Annotated in this window: 14 protein-coding genes; 1 reads left to right on the top strand and 13 read right to left on the bottom strand. The window is 45.5% G+C overall.

Going from position 1 to position 19,106, the window contains the following annotated elements; genetic code table 11:
• Positions 1–111: 111 nt before the first annotated feature.
• Positions 112–1,152 (bottom strand): SepM family pheromone-processing serine protease, encoded by a 1,041-nt coding sequence (locus NSQ20_RS11220; protein WP_076318510.1) that lies wholly within the window; start codon positions 1,150–1,152, stop codon positions 112–114.
• A gap of 251 nt (positions 1,153–1,403) precedes the next feature.
• On the opposite strand from NSQ20_RS11220, the gene NSQ20_RS11215 reads away from it, so the two are divergent.
• Entirely contained in the window at positions 1,404–2,741 is a 1,338-nt protein-coding gene (locus NSQ20_RS11215; protein WP_340032457.1) for a nucleoside recognition domain-containing protein, read from the top strand.
• Here NSQ20_RS11215 and coaD read toward each other — a convergent pair.
• The 12 genes from coaD to NSQ20_RS11155 all read right to left on the bottom strand — a co-directional run bounded on the left by coaD (position 2,719) and on the right by NSQ20_RS11155 (position 18,910).
• The gene (gene coaD, locus NSQ20_RS11210; protein WP_085981453.1) at positions 2,719–3,225 is read right to left on the bottom strand and encodes a pantetheine-phosphate adenylyltransferase; all 507 of its coding nucleotides are present in this window, start codon (positions 3,223–3,225) and stop codon (positions 2,719–2,721) included. The genes NSQ20_RS11215 and coaD overlap by 23 nt on opposite strands.
• Before the next feature lies 1 nt (position 3,226).
• The gene (rsmD, locus tag NSQ20_RS11205; protein WP_036609474.1) at positions 3,227–3,835 is read right to left on the bottom strand and encodes a 16S rRNA (guanine(966)-N(2))-methyltransferase RsmD; all 609 of its coding nucleotides are present in this window, start codon (positions 3,833–3,835) and stop codon (positions 3,227–3,229) included.
• Positions 3,836–4,137: 302 nt separating this feature from the next.
• Entirely contained in the window at positions 4,138–4,572 is a 435-nt protein-coding gene (locus NSQ20_RS11200; protein ID WP_340032456.1) for a hypothetical protein, read from the bottom strand.
• Between the two features lie 129 nt (positions 4,573–4,701).
• Positions 4,702–4,986: a hypothetical protein gene (locus NSQ20_RS11195; protein ID WP_340032455.1), complete on the bottom strand. Its 285-nt coding sequence runs from the start codon at positions 4,984–4,986 to the stop codon at positions 4,702–4,704.
• A gap of 107 nt (positions 4,987–5,093) precedes the next feature.
• Entirely contained in the window at positions 5,094–5,399 is a 306-nt protein-coding gene (locus tag NSQ20_RS11190) for a hypothetical protein (RefSeq protein ID WP_017689244.1), read from the bottom strand.
• Positions 5,400–5,568: 169 nt separating this feature from the next.
• The gene (locus NSQ20_RS11185; RefSeq protein WP_340032454.1) at positions 5,569–8,616 is read right to left on the bottom strand and encodes a glycoside hydrolase family 2 TIM barrel-domain containing protein; all 3,048 of its coding nucleotides are present in this window, start codon (positions 8,614–8,616) and stop codon (positions 5,569–5,571) included.
• Positions 8,617–8,773: 157 nt separating this feature from the next.
• Positions 8,774–9,604 carry a carbohydrate ABC transporter permease gene (locus NSQ20_RS11180; RefSeq protein WP_036609483.1) on the bottom strand — a complete coding sequence of 277 codons (831 nt, stop codon included), beginning with the start codon at positions 9,602–9,604 and terminating at the stop codon, positions 8,774–8,776.
• Entirely contained in the window at positions 9,597–10,487 is an 891-nt protein-coding gene (locus NSQ20_RS11175; RefSeq protein WP_036610887.1) for a sugar ABC transporter permease, read from the bottom strand. The genes NSQ20_RS11180 and NSQ20_RS11175 overlap by 8 nt, the downstream gene beginning before the upstream one ends.
• A 141-nt stretch (positions 10,488–10,628) precedes the next feature.
• Complete coding sequence (locus NSQ20_RS11170; RefSeq protein WP_340033018.1) at positions 10,629–11,912, bottom strand: extracellular solute-binding protein; 1,284 nt, start codon at positions 11,910–11,912, stop codon at positions 10,629–10,631.
• Positions 11,913–12,264: 352 nt separating this feature from the next.
• Positions 12,265–14,034, bottom strand: coding sequence for a sensor histidine kinase (locus NSQ20_RS11165; protein ID WP_036670305.1), 1,770 nt, complete (start codon positions 14,032–14,034; stop codon positions 12,265–12,267).
• 18 nt (positions 14,035–14,052) lie between these two features.
• Positions 14,053–15,600, bottom strand: a complete 1,548-nt coding sequence (locus NSQ20_RS11160; protein ID WP_036670302.1) for a response regulator transcription factor — start codon at positions 15,598–15,600, stop codon at positions 14,053–14,055.
• Positions 15,601–15,871: 271 nt separating this feature from the next.
• The gene (locus NSQ20_RS11155) at positions 15,872–18,910 is read right to left on the bottom strand and encodes a X2-like carbohydrate binding domain-containing protein (protein ID WP_340033017.1); all 3,039 of its coding nucleotides are present in this window, start codon (positions 18,908–18,910) and stop codon (positions 15,872–15,874) included.
• Positions 18,911–19,106: the final 196 nt, after the last annotated feature.

Raw genomic sequence — 19,106 nt, 5'->3', positions numbered from 1 at the left:
TCAAATCTCTTGATCACACTTCATTCCACTGTAATCAATTATTCCGATTTTATCCGTTCTTTATCCATCCGGTTCAACGTTGGCTCGATCTCTTCCCGCCCGTTTAAAATCCTATGATTTTACGGACAAGGATTTCAAATAAGCCAGCGCATCATCCACCGTGCTTACAGGCACAAGTTTCATTTTGGTGCCGATCTGTTCAGCCTTGGCTGCTGCTTCTTTATAGTTATCCTTCGGTACAAAGAAGATCTCCGCTTCTTTTCGATCAGCGGCTACAATCTTGTGTACTACACCACCAATGGCACCCACCACACCCTCCTTGGTAATGGTACCTGTACCCGCTATTCGATGCCCCTTGGTCAGATCTCCAGGTGTTAACTGGTTATAGATCTCCAACGTAAACATCAAGCCGGCAGACGGACCACCAACCTGAGTATCGGTGAAGGAGATCTGTTTGTCTGGCTCTTCAGCTTTCACCTTCTGAACCGTACCAATCATTACTCCGAGTCCCGGGCGGGTTTCACCCGTTTTACTGTCTTTTACCTGAATCAGTTTCACGTCCCGGCTAATGGTCTCTCCACCACGTTCCAGTTGCATTTCAACCGTATCTCCGACCTTTTTATCTTTTAACTCGGCAGAAAGCACGGTATTATCCGGCGTAGCTGTTCCGTTCACTCCCAGAATGATATCTCCCGGAGCAATGTCTCCTTCCGGTTTTGGATCTTCGGACAGTCCAAATACAAAGATATGTTCAGGTACAATAGAGTAAGTCACACCAGCCTGCTCATATGCAGCCTCCATTGCGGAGGATTGTGAGTCACTCATGAACCACACCTGTTCGGCAGAGTATTCCGCTTCGCTTTTGCCGCGCAGTCGGTCTTCCTTTTTATCCACTTGAGCATTTTTATTGAACAGAGAGGTTCCTAGCAAAAACACGTTGGCATATGTTGCCGACACGGTTGTCATCATGAACACACCGTGTTCTTCCTGGTCTCCGCCCTTAACGGTTACCATTGGTTTTACTTCATCTGCACTGCCAGGCATATATATGATATACGGCGTTGGCATGTACACGGCAACATAGACGACCAGAGCCACCACGATCACAAAGATCGAAGCTCTGAATCCGCCAGATTTCCGAATCCGATTCATCGCATGAGCCTCCGTTCTTTGTATCTCTATATAAGCTGAACTCTACACTAATCAGCGATCGTAATTCCATCTTGTTTAATCATTTTTTTCAAGTCTAACACTCTGGTCCTTGTGCATACAATGGTACAGGCCGGATAGGCCGCTGTATACAATAGCCTGTCCGGTCAAGGCCGAACCGCCCTTCGGGCGTCATTCGGCCGTCCATAACGATTCAGATGCCGAATCGGCGTTATCTGATATGAGGTGAAACGATGACATTACAGAGCGAGGTTAGAGATTCTGGCCCGTTACGAACGATAATCCTAAGTACCGGCGCTTTAATGTTGGTCATTGCGGTAGTTGCGTCCCCCAAAGAAGCGTTTGACGCCTCTATTCAAGGTCTGGATATATGGTGGAAAATCATCTTCCCTGCCATGCTCCCGTTCCTCATGTTATCCCAAATGCTCACTGCGTTTGGCTTCACCCACGCGATCGGCGCCTTGCTTGGACCGTTAATGCAACGCTGGTTCAGACTCCCAGGCAACGCAGGTCTGGCGATTGCCGTTGGCATGTGCGGCGGATTCCCCGCAGGAGCAGATGCGGTATCCCGTTTATTTCAGGATAGACAAATTACCGCCAAGCAGGCGGTTGTCCTTGCGGCGGCATCTCATTTTGCCAATCCAATGATGATCATTTTGGTCGTTGGTGCTGCTTTTCTTCACCAGCCGGCGGCCGGATATTTTCTACTCGCGGTCCACTGGATCAGCGGCTGGATTGCTGCCATTCTTGCCACACGTCTCCTGCCAGCACCGGGTAACCAGACAAACAGGGTTGGCTCCACAGCCGCGCAAACAGATAACAACTCTCTTGATTCTCAGTCTGCAAGTCCTGCAAGTTCCACAAGTCGCTCATCTGCCCCCCACCACGCTACGAACAAACGACGCAGTATATGGTCTGATATGATGATTGCAGCGAGGGAAGCACATCGTCGTGATGGAAGAGGATTTGGCAAACTGCTCGGTGACACCGTATCCCAAGCTGTGCAGACCTTAATGATGACTGGGGGATACATGATCGGTTTTGCCGTATTTATCCGGTTGGTCTCCCTTTATCTAACTCCTGGGTCCTCTGCTGCGCTGTGGCCAGCCTTCTTCGAGCTTCACCTCGGCACCTATCATTTGAGCCAGACTTCATTAACACCCATGCTGCTCATGTCTCTACTTGCAGCCGTTCTGGGGTGGGGTGGTTTATGCTCCCATCTGCAAGTCTCTGCTGTCTTGAAAACAACTGGTCCGGGCAGCAAATCGATGTTGTACTTTGCTGGAGTTCGTCTGACTCATGGATTAATCGCCTTTTTCATCAGTCTGTTCCTATGGATGCCGTTCAGCCGTTATAGCACAGAAGTCTGGACCACATTACAAACGAATGCAGAGCAAGATCTCTCAACACCATTTGGTTGGCTACTCATACATAGTCCAGGTAACACATACACGATCAACACCATTTGGAGCATCTTCCCTGCTGCATGCATGGGACTTGCGTTACTTCTTGCAGTCATGGTTAGTCTATCAGGTCTTACCTTCTGGTTTAACCGCCGGTTTTCTCGCTGATTTTCTGACGGAGCGCAGCTTCCACTTCAGGTGAGACAAGATCTGTAACATCTCCATGATAATGAGCGATTTCTTTGACGATGCTGGAACTTAAATAGGAATACTTCGGATTTGTCATCATAAATATCGTTTCCGCATCCGGGTTCAACTTGCTGTTGGTCGATGCCAATTGCAACTCGTATTCAAAATCAGTTACCGAGCGTATACCACGAACGATGACCTGAGCTTCCTTTTGCCGGACGTAATTGGCTGTCAGATCGCGGAAACTATCCACCTCCACATTGGGTAGATGGCGGGTTACTTCCGTAATCAATTCCTTGCGTTCCTCCACCGTAAACAGCGGATTTTTGCTCATATTGTTCAACACAGCCACAATGACGCGATCAAATTGCTTCGACGCTCTGGCGATAATATCCAGATGCCCCATCGTTACGGGATCAAAACTTCCAGGATATACGGCAATTCGTTCCTGTCGGTGTATCATTTCAGTCATGAGGAGCCTCCTCTTCCGGTGTAATGGATTCTCCATCTTCAACTGCTTCTGGCGCATAATAATAGATGGATACTGCCGTCTCCCCATACAAAGCCTTGCGCGTTTGTTCAAACGGGCCGAATTGCTCAGGGTAATCATGTTTGGATTCATATTCAAGCACGATGGTTGCTTCGGGTTCCAGAAGTTCCAGTTCGTGCATGGTCAGCATTAACTCGTGCCCGTTCTTCATGCGATATGGCGGGTCGAGAAACACCAGATCAAACGTTGTGCCTCGCTTGGCGAGTGCCTTCAATGCTCGACCTGCATCATTACGATATACGGCCGCCTGGTCTTCCAGCTTGGTTGCCTTCAGATTCATGCGGATGACTTCAATACTTTTCGATTCCAAATCAACAAAAACAGCCTTGTCCATGCCGCGGCTCAGCGCCTCAATACCGAGACCTCCACTGCCTGCAAACAGATCCAATGCTGTGCCGCCCTCAAAATAAGGACCAACCATGCTAAATAACGCTTCCTTCACCTTGTCGGTGGTTGGCCGCGTACCCGTGCCAGGAACAGCCTTCAGCGGCCTGCCTTTTGCACTCCCAGATACCACTCTCACTTGACGAGTCACCTTTTCTCTATGTAAGTTTATTGATACGACTATCGTACCACATTCGGGTTCGGTTTGAAAAATGTGCGGTCTTCATTTCCCTTGGAAAATTGTTGACGAATTGTTGACGCATATGTATAAAAAGGAAACAATCGGGCGATTCTATAATTATCGACATCACAAGTGTCGTAGACAACCGCGGAGAAGACTTACGTTTCCCCATAAGCTCTTCGTCCGGTTTCTCCTCTCCCATGAAAAGTAGGCCCTCGAAAGAGGGCCTATTTTTGTTGTTTATGTTTTCATTTATTTTGCTAGTTATACTTTTCTTCAAATTCACTTATGTCGGCTTGCTCTTCGGTCTGCAACCATCCGATCTCCCTCAGCCACATGCCCATATCTGCGATAAACTCATTCACTTTTAAATGTTCAATCTTGTATTTCTGGATCTTTTCACTTAAAAAAGCATAAAACTCATGGCTTAAGACATACCGTTGTTTGCTTTTGCTTAATGTCTTATACCGATCCTCGCTGACCACCAGATCAAAATAGATGACATTCTCCTTCTTCACATGCCTGACCGTGGACCTTCTCTCGTATTCCTCAGGAAGACACCTGAAAACAAAGAATAGTTCAATATCAACTATTTGATATTTGCTTTCTGCTTGATCAAAAACAGACCGCAACTCATCCAAAAGATTGGCAACTTGCGTTACACCTGAAGTATCCGTTGATTTTCCGAAGATCATTATTGAAATCCTCCCGTTCATTTTCACCATTCATAATCATACAACTAGAAAAGGTTGACTAGTGATGTAATCTCCGTCAACCTTTCCTATGTTCATCCTTCCTGTGCCTTACCCCAACGTAGCAAGACCTTACGAGTTCAGCTCTCGATGTTTTCGATTGGAAAGTCGTAAATTGATCAATGGAATGATGAGTGCAACAACCGGTAGGAGAAGATTCATCGAACCATTCTTAATCATCATGAAGGTAATAAACAACACGGCGAGCCAAGTCATAATCTCCATCATTTCATATTTGGTTAACGTCAGCTTGAAAGCTTTTTTCGAAATGAAACGAATCAAGAAATAAGCGATCAAGCTATAGAACAGGATCATTCCCAAGATAGCAACTAAGATTATGAGGTACATATCCACCATAAAAATCTCACCCGACCCTTATATAATTTCCTTAATTTTACCATATAAGAGATAAGGTGTCATTCCAAATTCCAAACCAGCGCTTCGTCAAGACTGGCAAATTACGCTTACTTCTCTTCAACAACAATCGTTGCATTATAGATCACAACACGTTTCCCATTGAGATCAAATAATACTTTATTCCCGTATTCCGTATCTTCCACGTCAATTTTGCCATCATAGGTCTGAATCAATTCACCATTATTGCTGTACACTTTAACAACCCTCTCCAGGCCACCAGAGTTATTGGACCTCATTGTTTTGAGTGCACGTTCACCTGAAGCGGTATTGAAATACCATATGAAACATCCAACTATGATGCCCAAGAAGACCAACACCGTCACCCATATACCTGTCTTTGCTTTTTTACTCATCTTGAACCCCCCTCTTATGTTTCCTGTCTCGTACATTACGAGGTTGGAGAGAGAACGGTTTCATACCAAGCCTCTCAAGCTGTTCGTTGACATAACAAAACAGAGGCCTCCGATAGCGAAGACCTCTGTTCTTTATAGAATACATTCTTTATTCTGTACGATCCTTTACTTACAGTGCACGAATGACAAATTCAAATGTCAGTTCGCCGTCTGAAGGGATCAGGTATTCCGGATGAACCGGAGCACCCCAGCTATCATCACCGCCAACACCCATTTGTTTACCTGCTACAGTCACGACCGTATAGTGCACAGGTGGCAATTCGTACGCATGTTGTGCGTTCTCCAGCTCAAATGCCGTATATGGTGAGACATTCAGCTCAACCGGAGCTCCAGAAGCTTCGATTTTGAAGCCACGTCCTGCATTGTCCGTCAATTTGGCCCAACGCACGCCAGTACGGTTGCCTGATTCCTGTGGTACAAGATATGGAGCTACAGTATCAGCTACCTTGCTGCCGTGGATACCGAGACGTGCGCCAAATGCGCGGTCTGCATAATTTTCTTCGGGTCCCATCGCAAGCCATTCCACGTTTTCGAAGTCAGGTGATGTTCTGAAGGATAATGCATGGATTGGCAGGTTAGGCAATCCGGCTGTACCTTTGTACGTATTATGCACACGTACACTTCCATCTGCATGAACGGTATATACCACTTTCACTTGTACATCCTCCGAAATGTTGAGCTTGTACGTGAACTCGATCCGGTATTGATCCGGTTTCTGTTCCGCTTTCCACTCTACAGAACGTGGCATCAGGCTCGCTGCATACCAGGCACCCAGTTCGAAGCCCATCGCCATACCTTTGTCATTATCCGTCATTGCACGCCAGAAGAGTGGTGCAGGTGGTACAGCAATCGTCTCACGACCGGACAATTTCAGGGAAACCAGTGTCCCAAACTGTTTGGAGAACAGCGCATGTGTCTTGCCAGCACGAACACCGATGTTAACGTCACCTTCGATAACTTGTACATCACTTACAAGGTTCAGGTCCGTCTCGGCTGCATCATTTACCTGATCCTGTGTGAAAATAAACTGTCCAAATGCCACTTCTTCGCCTTTGTCAGCCCACATTGTAGCTTCTTTTAACACAAATGCAGTGTTCACAGCGTACTCGCCGCCCGCCAGAGCTTCTGCACTCAGCGGAAGTTTCACTACCGTCTCACTTTGGGCATCCACGTTCACTTCCAATGTTCCACGCAGCACTTCATGTCCCTCGCGCCCCAGGCTGTATACCAGTTCCAGCGCAGACGTATCTGCGAACAGATTACCGTTCACGATTTTGACACCTTCACGATCCGGGAACAGCTTGATGTTCTGGTAAAGGAATTTAACCTCCTGCATTTTCGCAGTTACTTTACGGTCAGCATGGACGATACCGTTACCACAGAACGAATAGTCTGATGGACGATCACCAAAATCTCCGCCATAGGCGAGGAACTCTTTGCCGTAACGATCTTTTTTATAAATGGATTGGTCGATGTAATCCCAGATGAATCCACCTTGATACATCGGATATTTGTCTTCCAACTCCGTATATTTGTGCATACCGCCAATAGAGTTACCCATGGCATGCATGTACTCACAGCTAATATAAGGTTTCGTCGGGTTTGCATTCAGGAATTCCTCAATGTCCGCCGGTTTGGCATACATGCGAGTCTCCATATCACTTGTTTCATCGAAACGGCGATCATGGAATACACCTTCGTAATGTACCAGACGTGTTGGATCAGCTGATTTGAAGTATTGGGATACTTTGTAGATGACTTCACCACCATGTGATTCATTACCACAAGACCAGATCAGAATGGACGGATGGTTTTTGTCACGCTCCACCATGGATACAGCGCGGTCCATAACGATATCATGCCATTCCGGTTTGTCACCTGGAATAACCCATGAAGGCTCAACAGCACCAAGTTTCTGCCAAGATCCGTGTGTCTCCAGGTTCATCTCGTCAATAACATACAATCCGTATTCATCACACAACTCATACCAAAGACTTTGGTTTGGATAGTGTGACGTACGTACAGCATTCATATTATTCTGTTTGATGGTACGAACATCCCACAGCATGTCTTCCTTCGTAACCGCACGTCCACGACGCGGGTTGAACTCATGACGATTCACACCTTTGAATACGATACGTTTACCGTTGATGTGCATCACTTTATCAATCATTTCAAATGTACGGAAACCAACGGCTTGAGGAACAACCTCAACCAGTGCACCCGCAACATCATATACACGAATATAGAGACGGTACAAGTATGGAATCTCTGCGCTCCACAGGTTCACTGTGCCGATGTCTTCACGAAGACTTACTTGTCCATCGTTAACTTTGGACTCAAACGTTTTAACGGTATTACCTTCACGATCACGAAGTTCAGCCTCTACTCGCGCTCCATCAACCGCTTTTCCTTCCAGTTTCAAATCTAGTTGCAACGTACCGTTGGTATAGGACTTGTCCAGATCTGTGCGAACATGAACATCACGAACGTGTGCAGTTGGGACGGTATACAGATACACATCTCTGAAAATACCGGAGAAACGCCAGAAATCCTGATCTTCCAGCCAGCTGCCTGTGCTGCGTTGATACACCTCAACTGCGAGTTTGTTCTCTCCATCCTGAAGGAATGGCGTCAGGTCAAAATCAGATGGCGTGAAGCTGTCTTCCCCGTATCCTACAAATTGTCCATTAAGCCATACATAGAATGCAGACTCTACACCTTGGAAAGAAATATATACCGGATTCGACTCCCAACCTGTCGGCAGGTGGAATGTGCGAATGTAACTTCCAACCGGATTTTTATCCTGCGGCAATGCCGGCGGACGAATTTCGTTCAGTCCATCCCAAGGATATTGTGTATTTACATATTGAATCTGTCCGTATCCTTGTAGTTGGATATGCCCCGGAACTTCAATATCATCCCAGCCTTCACTGGAAAAATCGGATGTATAGAAAAACTCAGAACGGCTGTCTGGACGAATTGCATAGTTGAATTTCCACGTACCATTCAGATCATAACGCATGGACATCGCGCCTGAACCTACAGCCTCGTCCATTGTTTGGTAGTAACGGTGATCGGAATAGGCATGAAGACGGTTCACCTCAAATACACTTACGTCCCCCAACCAGTTGATATCTGCCTTTGTTGCTTTCATCGGCTCTCTCTCCCTTTAAAACGTTATAGTTTGACTTATTCAAGGTTTACGCTGGATTTCCTTTTGCTTTACATAAACAAAAAAGACAGAGGTACGCCATAACAGCGCCCTCTCTTCTTTCCTGCATCCGTCATTTGCACGGATTATGCTGTTTTCATTACTTCACGGAACCTACCATACCTGCAACAAAATGTTTCTGCATGATGAAGAAAACGATTGCTGTAGGCAGTGTTGCAATCACGATTGCTGTCATGATTACTCCGTAATCCGGAGAATAACCAGCACCCAGATTTGAGATCAACAGTGGAATCGTTTGTTGGTCAGGTGTTTGCAATACAATGAGTGGCCACAGATAGTTGTTCCAGCTACTCATGAATGTAATGATTGCTGCCGCTGCATATGTTGTTTTCATGGTTGGCATATAGATCTTCAAGAAGATGCCGAGTTCACTCAAACCATCAATACGTCCAGCTTCTAGCAAGTCTTTCGGGAACATTTTGGTGTTCTGACGGAAGAAAAAGATCAGGAACGCTGTTGCGATGGTTGGCAGGATCACTGCTGCCATCGTGTTGATTCCGATAACCGGTGCAACTCCCGAGATTGTTGCGAACATACGATACAGTGGTACCATGATCGCTGCAAACGGGATCATCATCGATAACAACAGGATATTAAACACAATGTCACGAGACTTCGTGCGATATACCTCGAAACCATAACCTGCCATGGAACCAATAAACAGTGCCAAGAGAGTGGAGACTACAGAGATAATCGCCGAGTTTCCGAGAGCCTGTACCAGATTTGTCGAATCAATCAGTTTGTTGAAGTTATCAATGAAAGCTGAACCCGGTAACAATCTGCCTTTCGTTACATCGACAGATGCATTCGTTGAACTGACCAGCATCCAGAAGAAAGGGAAAATGGATACAAAGGCGACGATGGATAGGAACACATACGTGAAAATCCGTTTTGCTTTAGCTTTAGCCATTTTTATTATCACCTGCCACTTTAAACTGGATGATGGACAATACAATAATCAAGATTACGATGGAATATGACACTGTTGCTGCATAACCGAAGTCCGGTGAATATTTGAACGAAAGGTTGTAGATGTATTGTGAAATCGACATGGTCGCATTACCTGGACCACCTTTGGTAATATTCATGATCTCATCGAAGATTTGCAATGTACCAATCGTTGATGTGATGGACGTGAAAAGGATAATCGGTTTAAGCAAAGGTACAGTGATTTTGAAGAATTGTGTAAAAGCATTCGCTCCGTCAATTCTTGCAGCTTCATAGATCGATTGATCGATGTTTTGCAGGGATGACAGATAGAAAATCATGTTATATCCGGTCCAACGCCAAGTAACGGCGATTATGATCGTAATTTTAGCCCAGAACGGGTCTGTGATCCATTGAATTGGATCGCCAATAATGTGCAAGCCCATCAGGAATTGATTCACCATTCCATCTGGTGCGAACAGATATTTGAATACAACAGAGTACGCTACCAATGAAGTTACACAAGGCAAGAAAATCGCTGTACGGAAGAAGCTCCGGAAACGTAGTGTGCTGTCATTCAGCAATACGGAAATAAACAAACCAAGGATAATCATTACAGGCACTTGAATAATCAAGTAGATAAAAGTATTCGATAATGCTGTACGGAATGTTGTATCAACTAACAATCTTTTGTAGTTAGAAAGGCCCGAAAATTCAAGATTGGCTCCTACACCAGACTTGAACGATAAGAGCAGCGCTTGAATCATCGGGTAGAAGTAAAATGCAACAATCCCGACAACAGCCAGCAAAACAAAAGCCCATCCAGTCAAATTATTTTTCTTTTGGAGACTGTCTCCTGTATTCATGGCTTTCACAGTATGGCTCCTCTCTCTCCATGGAACATGGGTAGAACCCACGGAGCCCCTCGCCATATCCGGTTCGACTTGCGCCGGACATAGGAGATGGCTCCGATGTTTCCTAGGGTTCTATAAGTTACCTTGGGTATCTTAGTTTAATTGTGCTTCAGCTTGTTTTTGTGCATCAGCCAGAACGTCATCGATTGATTTACCGTTCAGGAATGCTTGCATTTCTACAACGAGAATATCTTCAATGGCATATGTGTTGATACCATAGTTTACGCTTGGAATTTCTTTCGTCCAATTTGCAAAGTCTGTGAAGATTTTTTGTCCGCCGAAGTACTCATCTGCTTTGGCATACGCGTCACCATCAACTGCTGGTTTGTACGTACCAATTGCGCCGATGTTGTTCAACAGATCTTGATACAATTGTTTGTCAGAACCAAATGTTTTTGCTACAAAATCAGCTGCTTGATCTGCACCAGGAACGTTGTTCATAACATACCAAGAGCTACCACCCAAGTTGGATGCGTGAACAGAGTTTGCTTGACCAGCCATTTTCGGTATTGGAGCTACAGCCCATTTACCGGATTGGGAAGCTTCTTGACGTACAGATGGTGAGAACCAGTTACCTGTAGGAATTGTTGCTACGCTACCGTTATTGGCGTTGGCAACGAATTGACTCCAGTCAGAGTGCAATTTAACAATGTTGGCATCCATCATTGCTTTGTAAGTAATAAACGCTTCTTTCAGAGCAGCATTATTAGCAATGTCAGGTGTTTTACCATCTTCTGCGGAATACCATTTACCTGCAGTTTGGATCATCATACGAATCAAACCAAGGTCATTCGGGTCAAGAGAAAGAAGCTCTTTACCTGTTTTAGCTTTTACGTCTTTACCAATTTGGATGTAGTCATCCCAAGTGATGTCTTGCAGGTCAGCTGATTTGTAGCCAGCTTGCTCCAGCAGATCTGTTCTGTAGTACAAACCAGCAACGCCGGAGTCAAATGGTACTCCGTATTGTTTGCCATCAAACGCTGTTGGTCCGAGTTTGTAATCTGCAAAATCGGAAGCCGTGATACTGGAAGACAGATCTTTGAACGCATCAGGATATGCATTCAGGAAGCTTTGTGAACGATAGTCTTCAATCAGTACTACGTTTGGAAGACCGCTGGCAGTTCCGGAGTTAAGACCTGTGTTCAGTTTCTGAATGATATCAGCTTGAGCGTATTCAATGATGTTAATTTTCACATCAGGATTTGCTTTTTGATATGCTTCTTTTGCTGTTTCCATTGCAGCTACGTTAAAAGCTTTGTCCCAAGCCCAGACCGTGATTTCGTTTGTTTTTTCGTCACCACCACTAGCGGATTTACCTCCGCCACCGGATGAACATGCGGACAACAGCAGTACTGTAACGAGCATCAATACCCACATTTTTTTCAAAACATTCAACTCCCCTTCGACCTCTTTGTGTGTAATTTGTTTGCGTTTTCTGAAAGCGGTTGCTTTCGATGTATTCATCTTATCATTCCCATATCTCCATTCGTTAGTAATAATTTTGTACGGATTTGTCATCTTATTGCCACAATGAAAACCTTTACAGAAACCGTTTGCATTAAATTTGGTTTTTTGTAATTTCTTTTGATTTTGTAATTTCTTGATCTTGAAATAGTACAAAAATGATTTCACCCGCTTTACCTTCGACACGTGAAAATCCCCCGACTCTGTAGAAAACAGAAGCGAGGGATCTCGATTTTAAGTGTATTCAATGGAATCGGGTTTCGATTCAACTCGTGATTAAAGGCAGTGTAACGGTGACTCTCGTTCCTTCCCCAACCGTACTCATAATGGTGACACCATAAGGTGAACCATATAATAACTCAATACGGTCATGGACATTGCGAATCCCGATCCCACTGAATAGTTGACGATTGTTCTTTGGATTGGGCAACGTTTCTCCCATGACAAGCCCTTCAATTCCATCCCCATTGTCCATAATCTCACAGATGAGTGATTCTCCCGCTCTGGAAACCATGACATGAATCGTACCCGTTTCTTTCTTGATGAATCCATGGAAAAATGCATTCTCAATAAACGGCTGGATCACCAGTTTGGGTACATGATAGTGTGTACAATCCGGAGCCACGTAGAAAGCTGCTTTAATCCGGCCACCATATCTGACGTGATTAATGAAGACATAATTTTTCAAATTCTCGACTTCTTGTTCCACGGTAACAGTCTGACTCACATCACTGATCGTATTTTGCAACAATCCAATTAATGCATTAATCGTCTCCGCAGCCCTGTCTTTGTTGCCTTGTTGCACCAGAACTTTGACAGATGCAAGTGTATTGTACAAGAAGTGAGGATTAATCTGACTCTGTAATGCCGCAAGCTCTGCATTCCGTTGTTCATGCTGTGTCTGTACTAACTGATCCACATAATCATGCAGTTCATCAAGCATGTAATTGTAAGCATGACCAAGCTGCCTGCTCTCGTAGCTTCCGCTCACCGGAATATAGTTGTCCAGATCACTTTTTGTAATGTTGGACATCTGCTTCACAAGTCTGCGCAGTGACTTGGTAATCTGGCTGGTGATGAGAAACACAAGGATGAGTGCCCCCACAACGATAGCTGCACAGATCAGGGCAACCGTCTTCATGTCGATAAGTTGACCCATCGCCAGATCCTTATCCACTACATTGACAATATAAAACCGATAGAACGGTAAATACTCGGATAACACAACGCTATCCTGATCCATCACACGAGCATTAATACTTCTCGGAGAGTTGTTGTTCATATCCCGGGCATACGATAGCAAATCCAGCTGAGTTGTTCCGATCCAGTCTTCACGATTCGATGATACAATCTCACCTTTTTCATTCATAATGACCACATCATTGCCACGACTTGTAAAACTGCTGTAAAATTGCCGGAATATGTCTTCTCTCATCGTGACATAAAGCGTACCGTATATCCGGCTGCGTGTTCGGTCCGTCAACGCTTTCGTCGCAGAGATCATCTGCTGACTCCCAAGCGTTGCCTCGTTTTGGTAAACATCAAAGATAAGACGACTCGGCGTCTCAGCGGCTTCCATCGTAATTGGCTCCTGCTTCAATTCATCCACGGACAACTGAAGGTGAGCACGATTCGTGGAATAGCTCCGTCCATTAATTCCGATAATTGTTATCCCGACTTCGTAGGATTCTGTGATGGATTGAATTCGATCCATCGTTTCCCTCATATTATAGAAGGATTTGGCCATCGTGAGGGAATCGGCATCTCCTTCGGACAGGAATCCTCGGATCGATCCACTCTGCGTCACATTATTCGATACGGCAGCAATGGCCTCATTAAAGGATTCAAAATTTGTTTTGATCTGATTAAGCACCTTGGAGTTGGTGATACTGAACGTCTCAGTAAACAGATTGGTTGACATGTGAATGGTCGTCCATAAGATGAGTACAGAAACGAGGACAATACTGACCACCATAACCAGAAACAACTTGGGAAACAATCCGAGACGAGATAATTGGTTCATCCATTTCTTCATGATCTTATCCTTCTGACTTTATGCCCAGAATTTGCGCCGGTATCGGCTTGGTGATAATCCGGTGAATTTTTTGAATACTTTGCAAAAGTAACTATGATCGGAATAGCCTACCATACTGCTAATCTCAGAGATCGTTACATCATCGGATCGGAGCAATTCCTCGGCTTTTTCAATCCGAATTTTATTTAAGTATTCATTAAATCCTTCTTTTTTGTGAGATGAGAAATAACTGGATAAATACGATGGATTAAAATGAAAGTGCTTGGCTACTTCAGCAAGCCCGAGCGGCTGATCAAAGTGATCATGCATGTAATCCAGCAGCATCTTCATGTTGGGATCACTTCGTTTTCCACCCGCACCAACGGTACACTCCTGAACTTCCGTCATGAATTGGTCAAGCACAGTCATGACTTCGTCCAGACTCGAAGCGCCGTCCACATTTTTAAAATACGTATATTTGCTCTCTTCCAGCCCGGCAGACTGAACATCCATATCCGCGAGGGTAATGGTCACGTTGAAGATCAAGTTACCGAGAAATGATTTGATCTCAAACACGTCGGCAATATAATCCCGTCCAAGTGTTTTTGCATGATCCTGTAAATACTCCCTTGCCGCTTCGACCCGGTTACGCTTCACATGCTGCAAAAACATATTCACATTAAACTGGTAACCTGCGGAATGCATTGGAGGCAGTTCACCATACACCAGGATTGGTCGATCCTTATAATAGAAACGATATTCAATCAGCTTAATCAGGCGTTCCCGGTAAACAACACCCATCTGTTCAAATGAAGTAAAGCTTTCACTAAGCACCCAACCAGGACTGTCTTCTCCTGTTGCATTTTCACTGGCCAACTGTCTGATCCGTTCAAGCATCCATTCATCTCTCGCAGGATCGACATTAAGAAGCATCACAGGTAATGTACCCTCTGCGGGAACCATTGCACATTCTACTTCAGGCAGATCACAGCGGAGCTTGGACTCAATCTGCTCCTGATCCATCTTCAGTGGATTCCCTCCAGCACCCACGGGTTTATACACAAGCAAGCGAAAGGATTCATACGGAAAGGTATCTCGAATGATCGGCATTTCGCTATCTTCATCCAGTGTAAATCCGGACAGCATCTTCTCCATCAGTTGCCCAAGTCTCCAGCCATCGTGCGACGGCTCGAACTGTAATTCCGGAATTTTACCCGCTGTGCGTTGAAGGACTTGCAATAATTCATTTGTATCCAGCTTGGGTTTCAGTATATAATCGGCTGCCCCGTGCTGAAGCGTTGAACGTACATACTCGAATTCACTGAAGCTGCTAAGTACAATAACTTCAATCTGCGGATTACTGGCTTTTAGTGTACGGACAAACGTTTCCCCATCCATGACAGGCATGACAATGTCGGTGATCACAATATCCGGTTTTAACAGGTTCACCTGCTGTAATCCTTCTTCACCGTTGGAAGCTTCACCCACAATGATAAATCCTTCCGCTTCCCAGTTCATATGGTGCTTTATGCCCTGTCTTACCAGAAACTCATCGTCAACAATCAGCACCTTGCACAACCGGTTCATGATCGCGACCCCCTTGTCTAATCTTTCCTCTATATCTGTACAGGCTATACCAACTATTATATATCGGTTATAAACACTTTCCAGTGTTAGCGGTTACATTAATTCTAAATTAATTGTACATCTTTTTATATCCTAAAACGATCCTTTAAGCAATGGTAACTATCTATAGTTTACACTATATTTCGACAAAATAAGAAGCCCCGACTCGCCATTTGATCATCTGGCGAATCAGGACCCCTATTTCAATCCTTTATTTCGTTAAATCACTCACTTATGGTTCAATTCCCCATTGGAGACTTCCCGCGATATAACCAGTGACTTTGGACCAGTCCGTATAGGAAGTCTGACTACCTGCAAAAGAATAATCATCCGTTTGCGTATAGTTGGTCCAATTGTTCTTGGAGATGCGCGTATGGATTTCTGTGCTTTGTCCTGCATTCAGAGTTCCAGCGGAAGCTATGAATCCAATCTCAAGCACGTGGTCAGCACCTGTCCGAACCGGATTGAGTGCACTGAACGTGCCTGTTACATTCGCACTGCCAGCAGTCGCCCAGTCAGCGAAGAAGTTCTGAGGCTGTTCGCCGTTTATCGTGTAATAGTATCTGATCTTCACATCAGACAGATTCAAGGCTGTAGTACCTGTGTTTGTCAGTTTGAATTTGGGACTAATCGAGCTGCCCGTCGCTGAAGTGTTACTGTTAAACATCTCAATGCGTATGGTTCCAACAGGTGCAGCTGTTGTGTCTTTAATGAGCAGATTCAAGGTCGCAGGAGCACCTGCGCTGAATTGAAAGGTTAGCGTCACTGCGCCATTGGGAAGTGAAGCCAAGTAGTTTTTACTTAATACGACCTCATTGCCTGTCAACGTGTAATCTGTACCTGAAACCAGTGTTGCATTCCCGTTGCGAATGGATGCAAGTGTATTGCCGTTAAGTGTTAACGTGACTGGAATATTAATCTGATTGCCTGCTTTGCGATCAAATTCGGCTGTAACCGGTGTAATCGCAGAGTTGGTCACTGGAGTACCTCCGCCATTGTTACCTCCAACACGGTCAGCATACAAAATTCCGCGGCCATTTGTTCCGAGATATACTCTTCCATACAAACGCGGATCACCCGTAATTGTAGTTACACGAGCATACTGATGCTGATCATCATTGATACGAACCCAATTGGCACCACCGTCATCGGAGCGGAAGAATCCACGTGTTCCATCGATCTGTGCAACCGTGTATAACGCAACAACACTCTGCCCAGGGGCCGCTTTACCAAATCCGATACTGTCTGCTTCCTCTACATTGGCAAGCTTCGTGAATGTTGCGCCTGAATCCGTAGAATGCCATAATCCGTAAGGACCTTCTTCCTCACTACCACCTGCAAACCAGAGTTCACCTTCAACACCTGGAACGGCATCCAGATCGGCATTTCCTTCCATCGGAAGTCCGGTCGCAGATGTTGCCGTGAAAGTAGCACCACCATTCACACTCACATAGATTTTACCCGCTGCAAATCCATAAAATTTGTTTGGATTGACACGATCCGAAATCACTTTTGCCTGTGCAGGTATGCCCGTACTTGCCGTCCATGAATTGCCGTCAGTCGAATAATGTACGCCTTTATCTGATGTGCTCCATACGAGTCGGTTACCATTCGCAGAGATGGCTACGGTCCCTCCTCCGGTTGTGCCGGCAGGTTCTGCATTAGCCTTATACCACGTAGTACCTCCGTCACTGGACAAACCCATGGATTTTGCATTTGGATCAGCAGCATAATCTGCTTTACCTACGCGAACCATCGTATTTGGACTTAACTCTGCAAAATCCAGACTTTCTGTGGAAGGATAGTTCGGGCTCGTAAATATGGTAGCTGGAGCCTGGTCCAGATTGTTATGACGGAATCCGGAGACATCTCCCAATCCGCTTATCAAATGTGCACCACTTGGCGGGCTGACCAGATCCAGTACGGCAATCTCCTCAACCCCCTTCGCCATCACTGAAATATTGATTTTTTCATCATCATCCCAGTCTGTCAGGTTCTTCGTTCCATAGATCGTAGCACCTGTTCCATACATCATGCGATCCGAATCAAACGGATCAATCTCCAGATCACCGATCATCCAGCCCAGTTTTGGGGTTGTTTCGGGTGGGGCAGGATTGGTGCCAAATGTGAGCCATGGCGCTGCCGAAATATCCTGTGTATAACGTAACTTCCGGTTCGGATATCCTTCAAATTCCCATATGCGTGTCCATGTCGCTCCGCCATCTGTACTCCGGAACAAGGTGGCATCCGGCCACCAGGAATTTAATGTCGCAACCATCAATGTACCGGGATTCTGTGCATCAACAGCCAATCCGCCATATCCAAAATAATTATCCGTGCTACTGCTTGGAACAGGGCTGATGTTGGTCCAGACACCTGTAGACGTATTCAGTTTCCACACGTCACCTTTTGCCCCATCATAGGGTCCAACACCATCGCTGTACGTAATATAGAGGCTTCCGTCTGAATCAAACACACCATGATGCGGAATATAACCTGTAGGTTGACCAGCAACAGCTGACCAGGTCAGGCCGCCATTTGTGCTGCGATATACGCTTTGATCTTTATCCGCAACACCCACATAGATTGTCTGGGTTGCTTGCCCTGCCGAACCTGTTGTTTTGTCAAATGTAATCCATGCCAGACCTACGATGTCACTGGTATATTCATTCGAAGGATCTTGCACATAATTTCCCGGATTCGGGAAGCTTGTGACTTCGTTCCAAGTCACACCGTAATCGGTACTTTTCCATAACCCATGACCACTTCGTGCACCGAAATACAGAATACTGTTATCATTTGGGTCCACGGTCAGGCGTTCTCCCATTGAACGTCCCGGCATGTTGCCGCCCACTTTGAACGGAAGTGTTGTGGTTTGCCATGTATCTCCCCGGTCCGTAGAGCGCAAGATGGAGCCATTATTTTGGTCCCACGAATTCGTATACGTCCCAACTGCCATATACACCCGATCGGGATCAACCGGGTCCGTAGCCAGTGCGTCCACACCATTCTTGTTCCAGTCATCCCAGCCGACAAAATCCGTTAAGGGTATCCACCTCTCGTCAGCCGCATTCCAGCGATAGGCCCCCCCGATATCTGTACGGGCATAGATCAGATCCTTTTCCGACTCGTTGAAAATAATGCCCGGTACAAACCCGCCTCCTGCACCCGTCACCACATTTTTCCACTCATAGGCTTCACTTGGTGCCGCCGCTGTTGTTCCAGCAAGTCCTCCCAGCGAGGCGGTTACTACAGCAACCGTCAGGCTCATCATTCGCAATTTCCCCATAAACGTTCTCATATTAACTTATCCTCCTCTTCTACTTCGTTACTGCATTTCGGTCTATCCCCGCTGTCTCATCGTGCTGATGATGGCGTGCCAGACGAATCAATGCAACCCTTGATACAAGAAGCCTCACCCCCTTCCAGTCATATTGTTAAGCGCTTACATAATTGTTCTTGATTCG

Origin of the sequence: Paenibacillus sp. FSL K6-1122 (genome assembly GCF_037977015.1) — a bacterium.
Classification (GTDB): Bacteria; Bacillota; Bacilli; order Paenibacillales; family Paenibacillaceae; genus Paenibacillus; species Paenibacillus amylolyticus.
Note: the sequence above shows the minus strand (reverse complement) of the source record. Positions and strands in the feature narration are given on the sequence as shown.

Excerpts from the sequence above, each read along its gene's own strand:
- NSQ20_RS11220 (WP_076318510.1), bottom strand. The coding sequence starts at position 1,152 with ATGAATCGGATTCGGAAATCTGGCGGATTCAGAGCTTCGATCTTTGTG.
- NSQ20_RS11215 (WP_340032457.1), top strand. The coding sequence starts at position 1,404 with ATGACATTACAGAGCGAGGTTAGAGATTCTGGCCCGTTACGAACGATA.
- coaD (WP_085981453.1), bottom strand. The coding sequence starts at position 3,225 with ATGATACACCGACAGGAACGAATTGCCGTATATCCTGGAAGTTTTGAT.
- NSQ20_RS11200 (WP_340032456.1), bottom strand. The coding sequence starts at position 4,572 with ATGATCTTCGGAAAATCAACGGATACTTCAGGTGTAACGCAAGTTGCC.
- NSQ20_RS11195 (WP_340032455.1), bottom strand. The coding sequence starts at position 4,986 with ATGGTGGATATGTACCTCATAATCTTAGTTGCTATCTTGGGAATGATC.
- NSQ20_RS11190 (WP_017689244.1), bottom strand. The coding sequence starts at position 5,399 with ATGAGTAAAAAAGCAAAGACAGGTATATGGGTGACGGTGTTGGTCTTC.
- NSQ20_RS11185 (WP_340032454.1), bottom strand. The coding sequence starts at position 8,616 with ATGAAAGCAACAAAGGCAGATATCAACTGGTTGGGGGACGTAAGTGTA.
- NSQ20_RS11180 (WP_036609483.1), bottom strand. The coding sequence starts at position 9,604 with ATGGCTAAAGCTAAAGCAAAACGGATTTTCACGTATGTGTTCCTATCC.
- NSQ20_RS11175 (WP_036610887.1), bottom strand. The coding sequence starts at position 10,487 with ATGAATACAGGAGACAGTCTCCAAAAGAAAAATAATTTGACTGGATGG.
- NSQ20_RS11170 (WP_340033018.1), bottom strand. The coding sequence starts at position 11,912 with ATGTGGGTATTGATGCTCGTTACAGTACTGCTGTTGTCCGCATGTTCA.
- NSQ20_RS11165 (WP_036670305.1), bottom strand. The coding sequence starts at position 14,034 with ATGAAGAAATGGATGAACCAATTATCTCGTCTCGGATTGTTTCCCAAG.
- NSQ20_RS11160 (WP_036670302.1), bottom strand. The coding sequence starts at position 15,600 with ATGAACCGGTTGTGCAAGGTGCTGATTGTTGACGATGAGTTTCTGGTA.
- NSQ20_RS11155 (WP_340033017.1), bottom strand. The coding sequence starts at position 18,910 with ATGAGCCTGACGGTTGCTGTAGTAACCGCCTCGCTGGGAGGACTTGCT.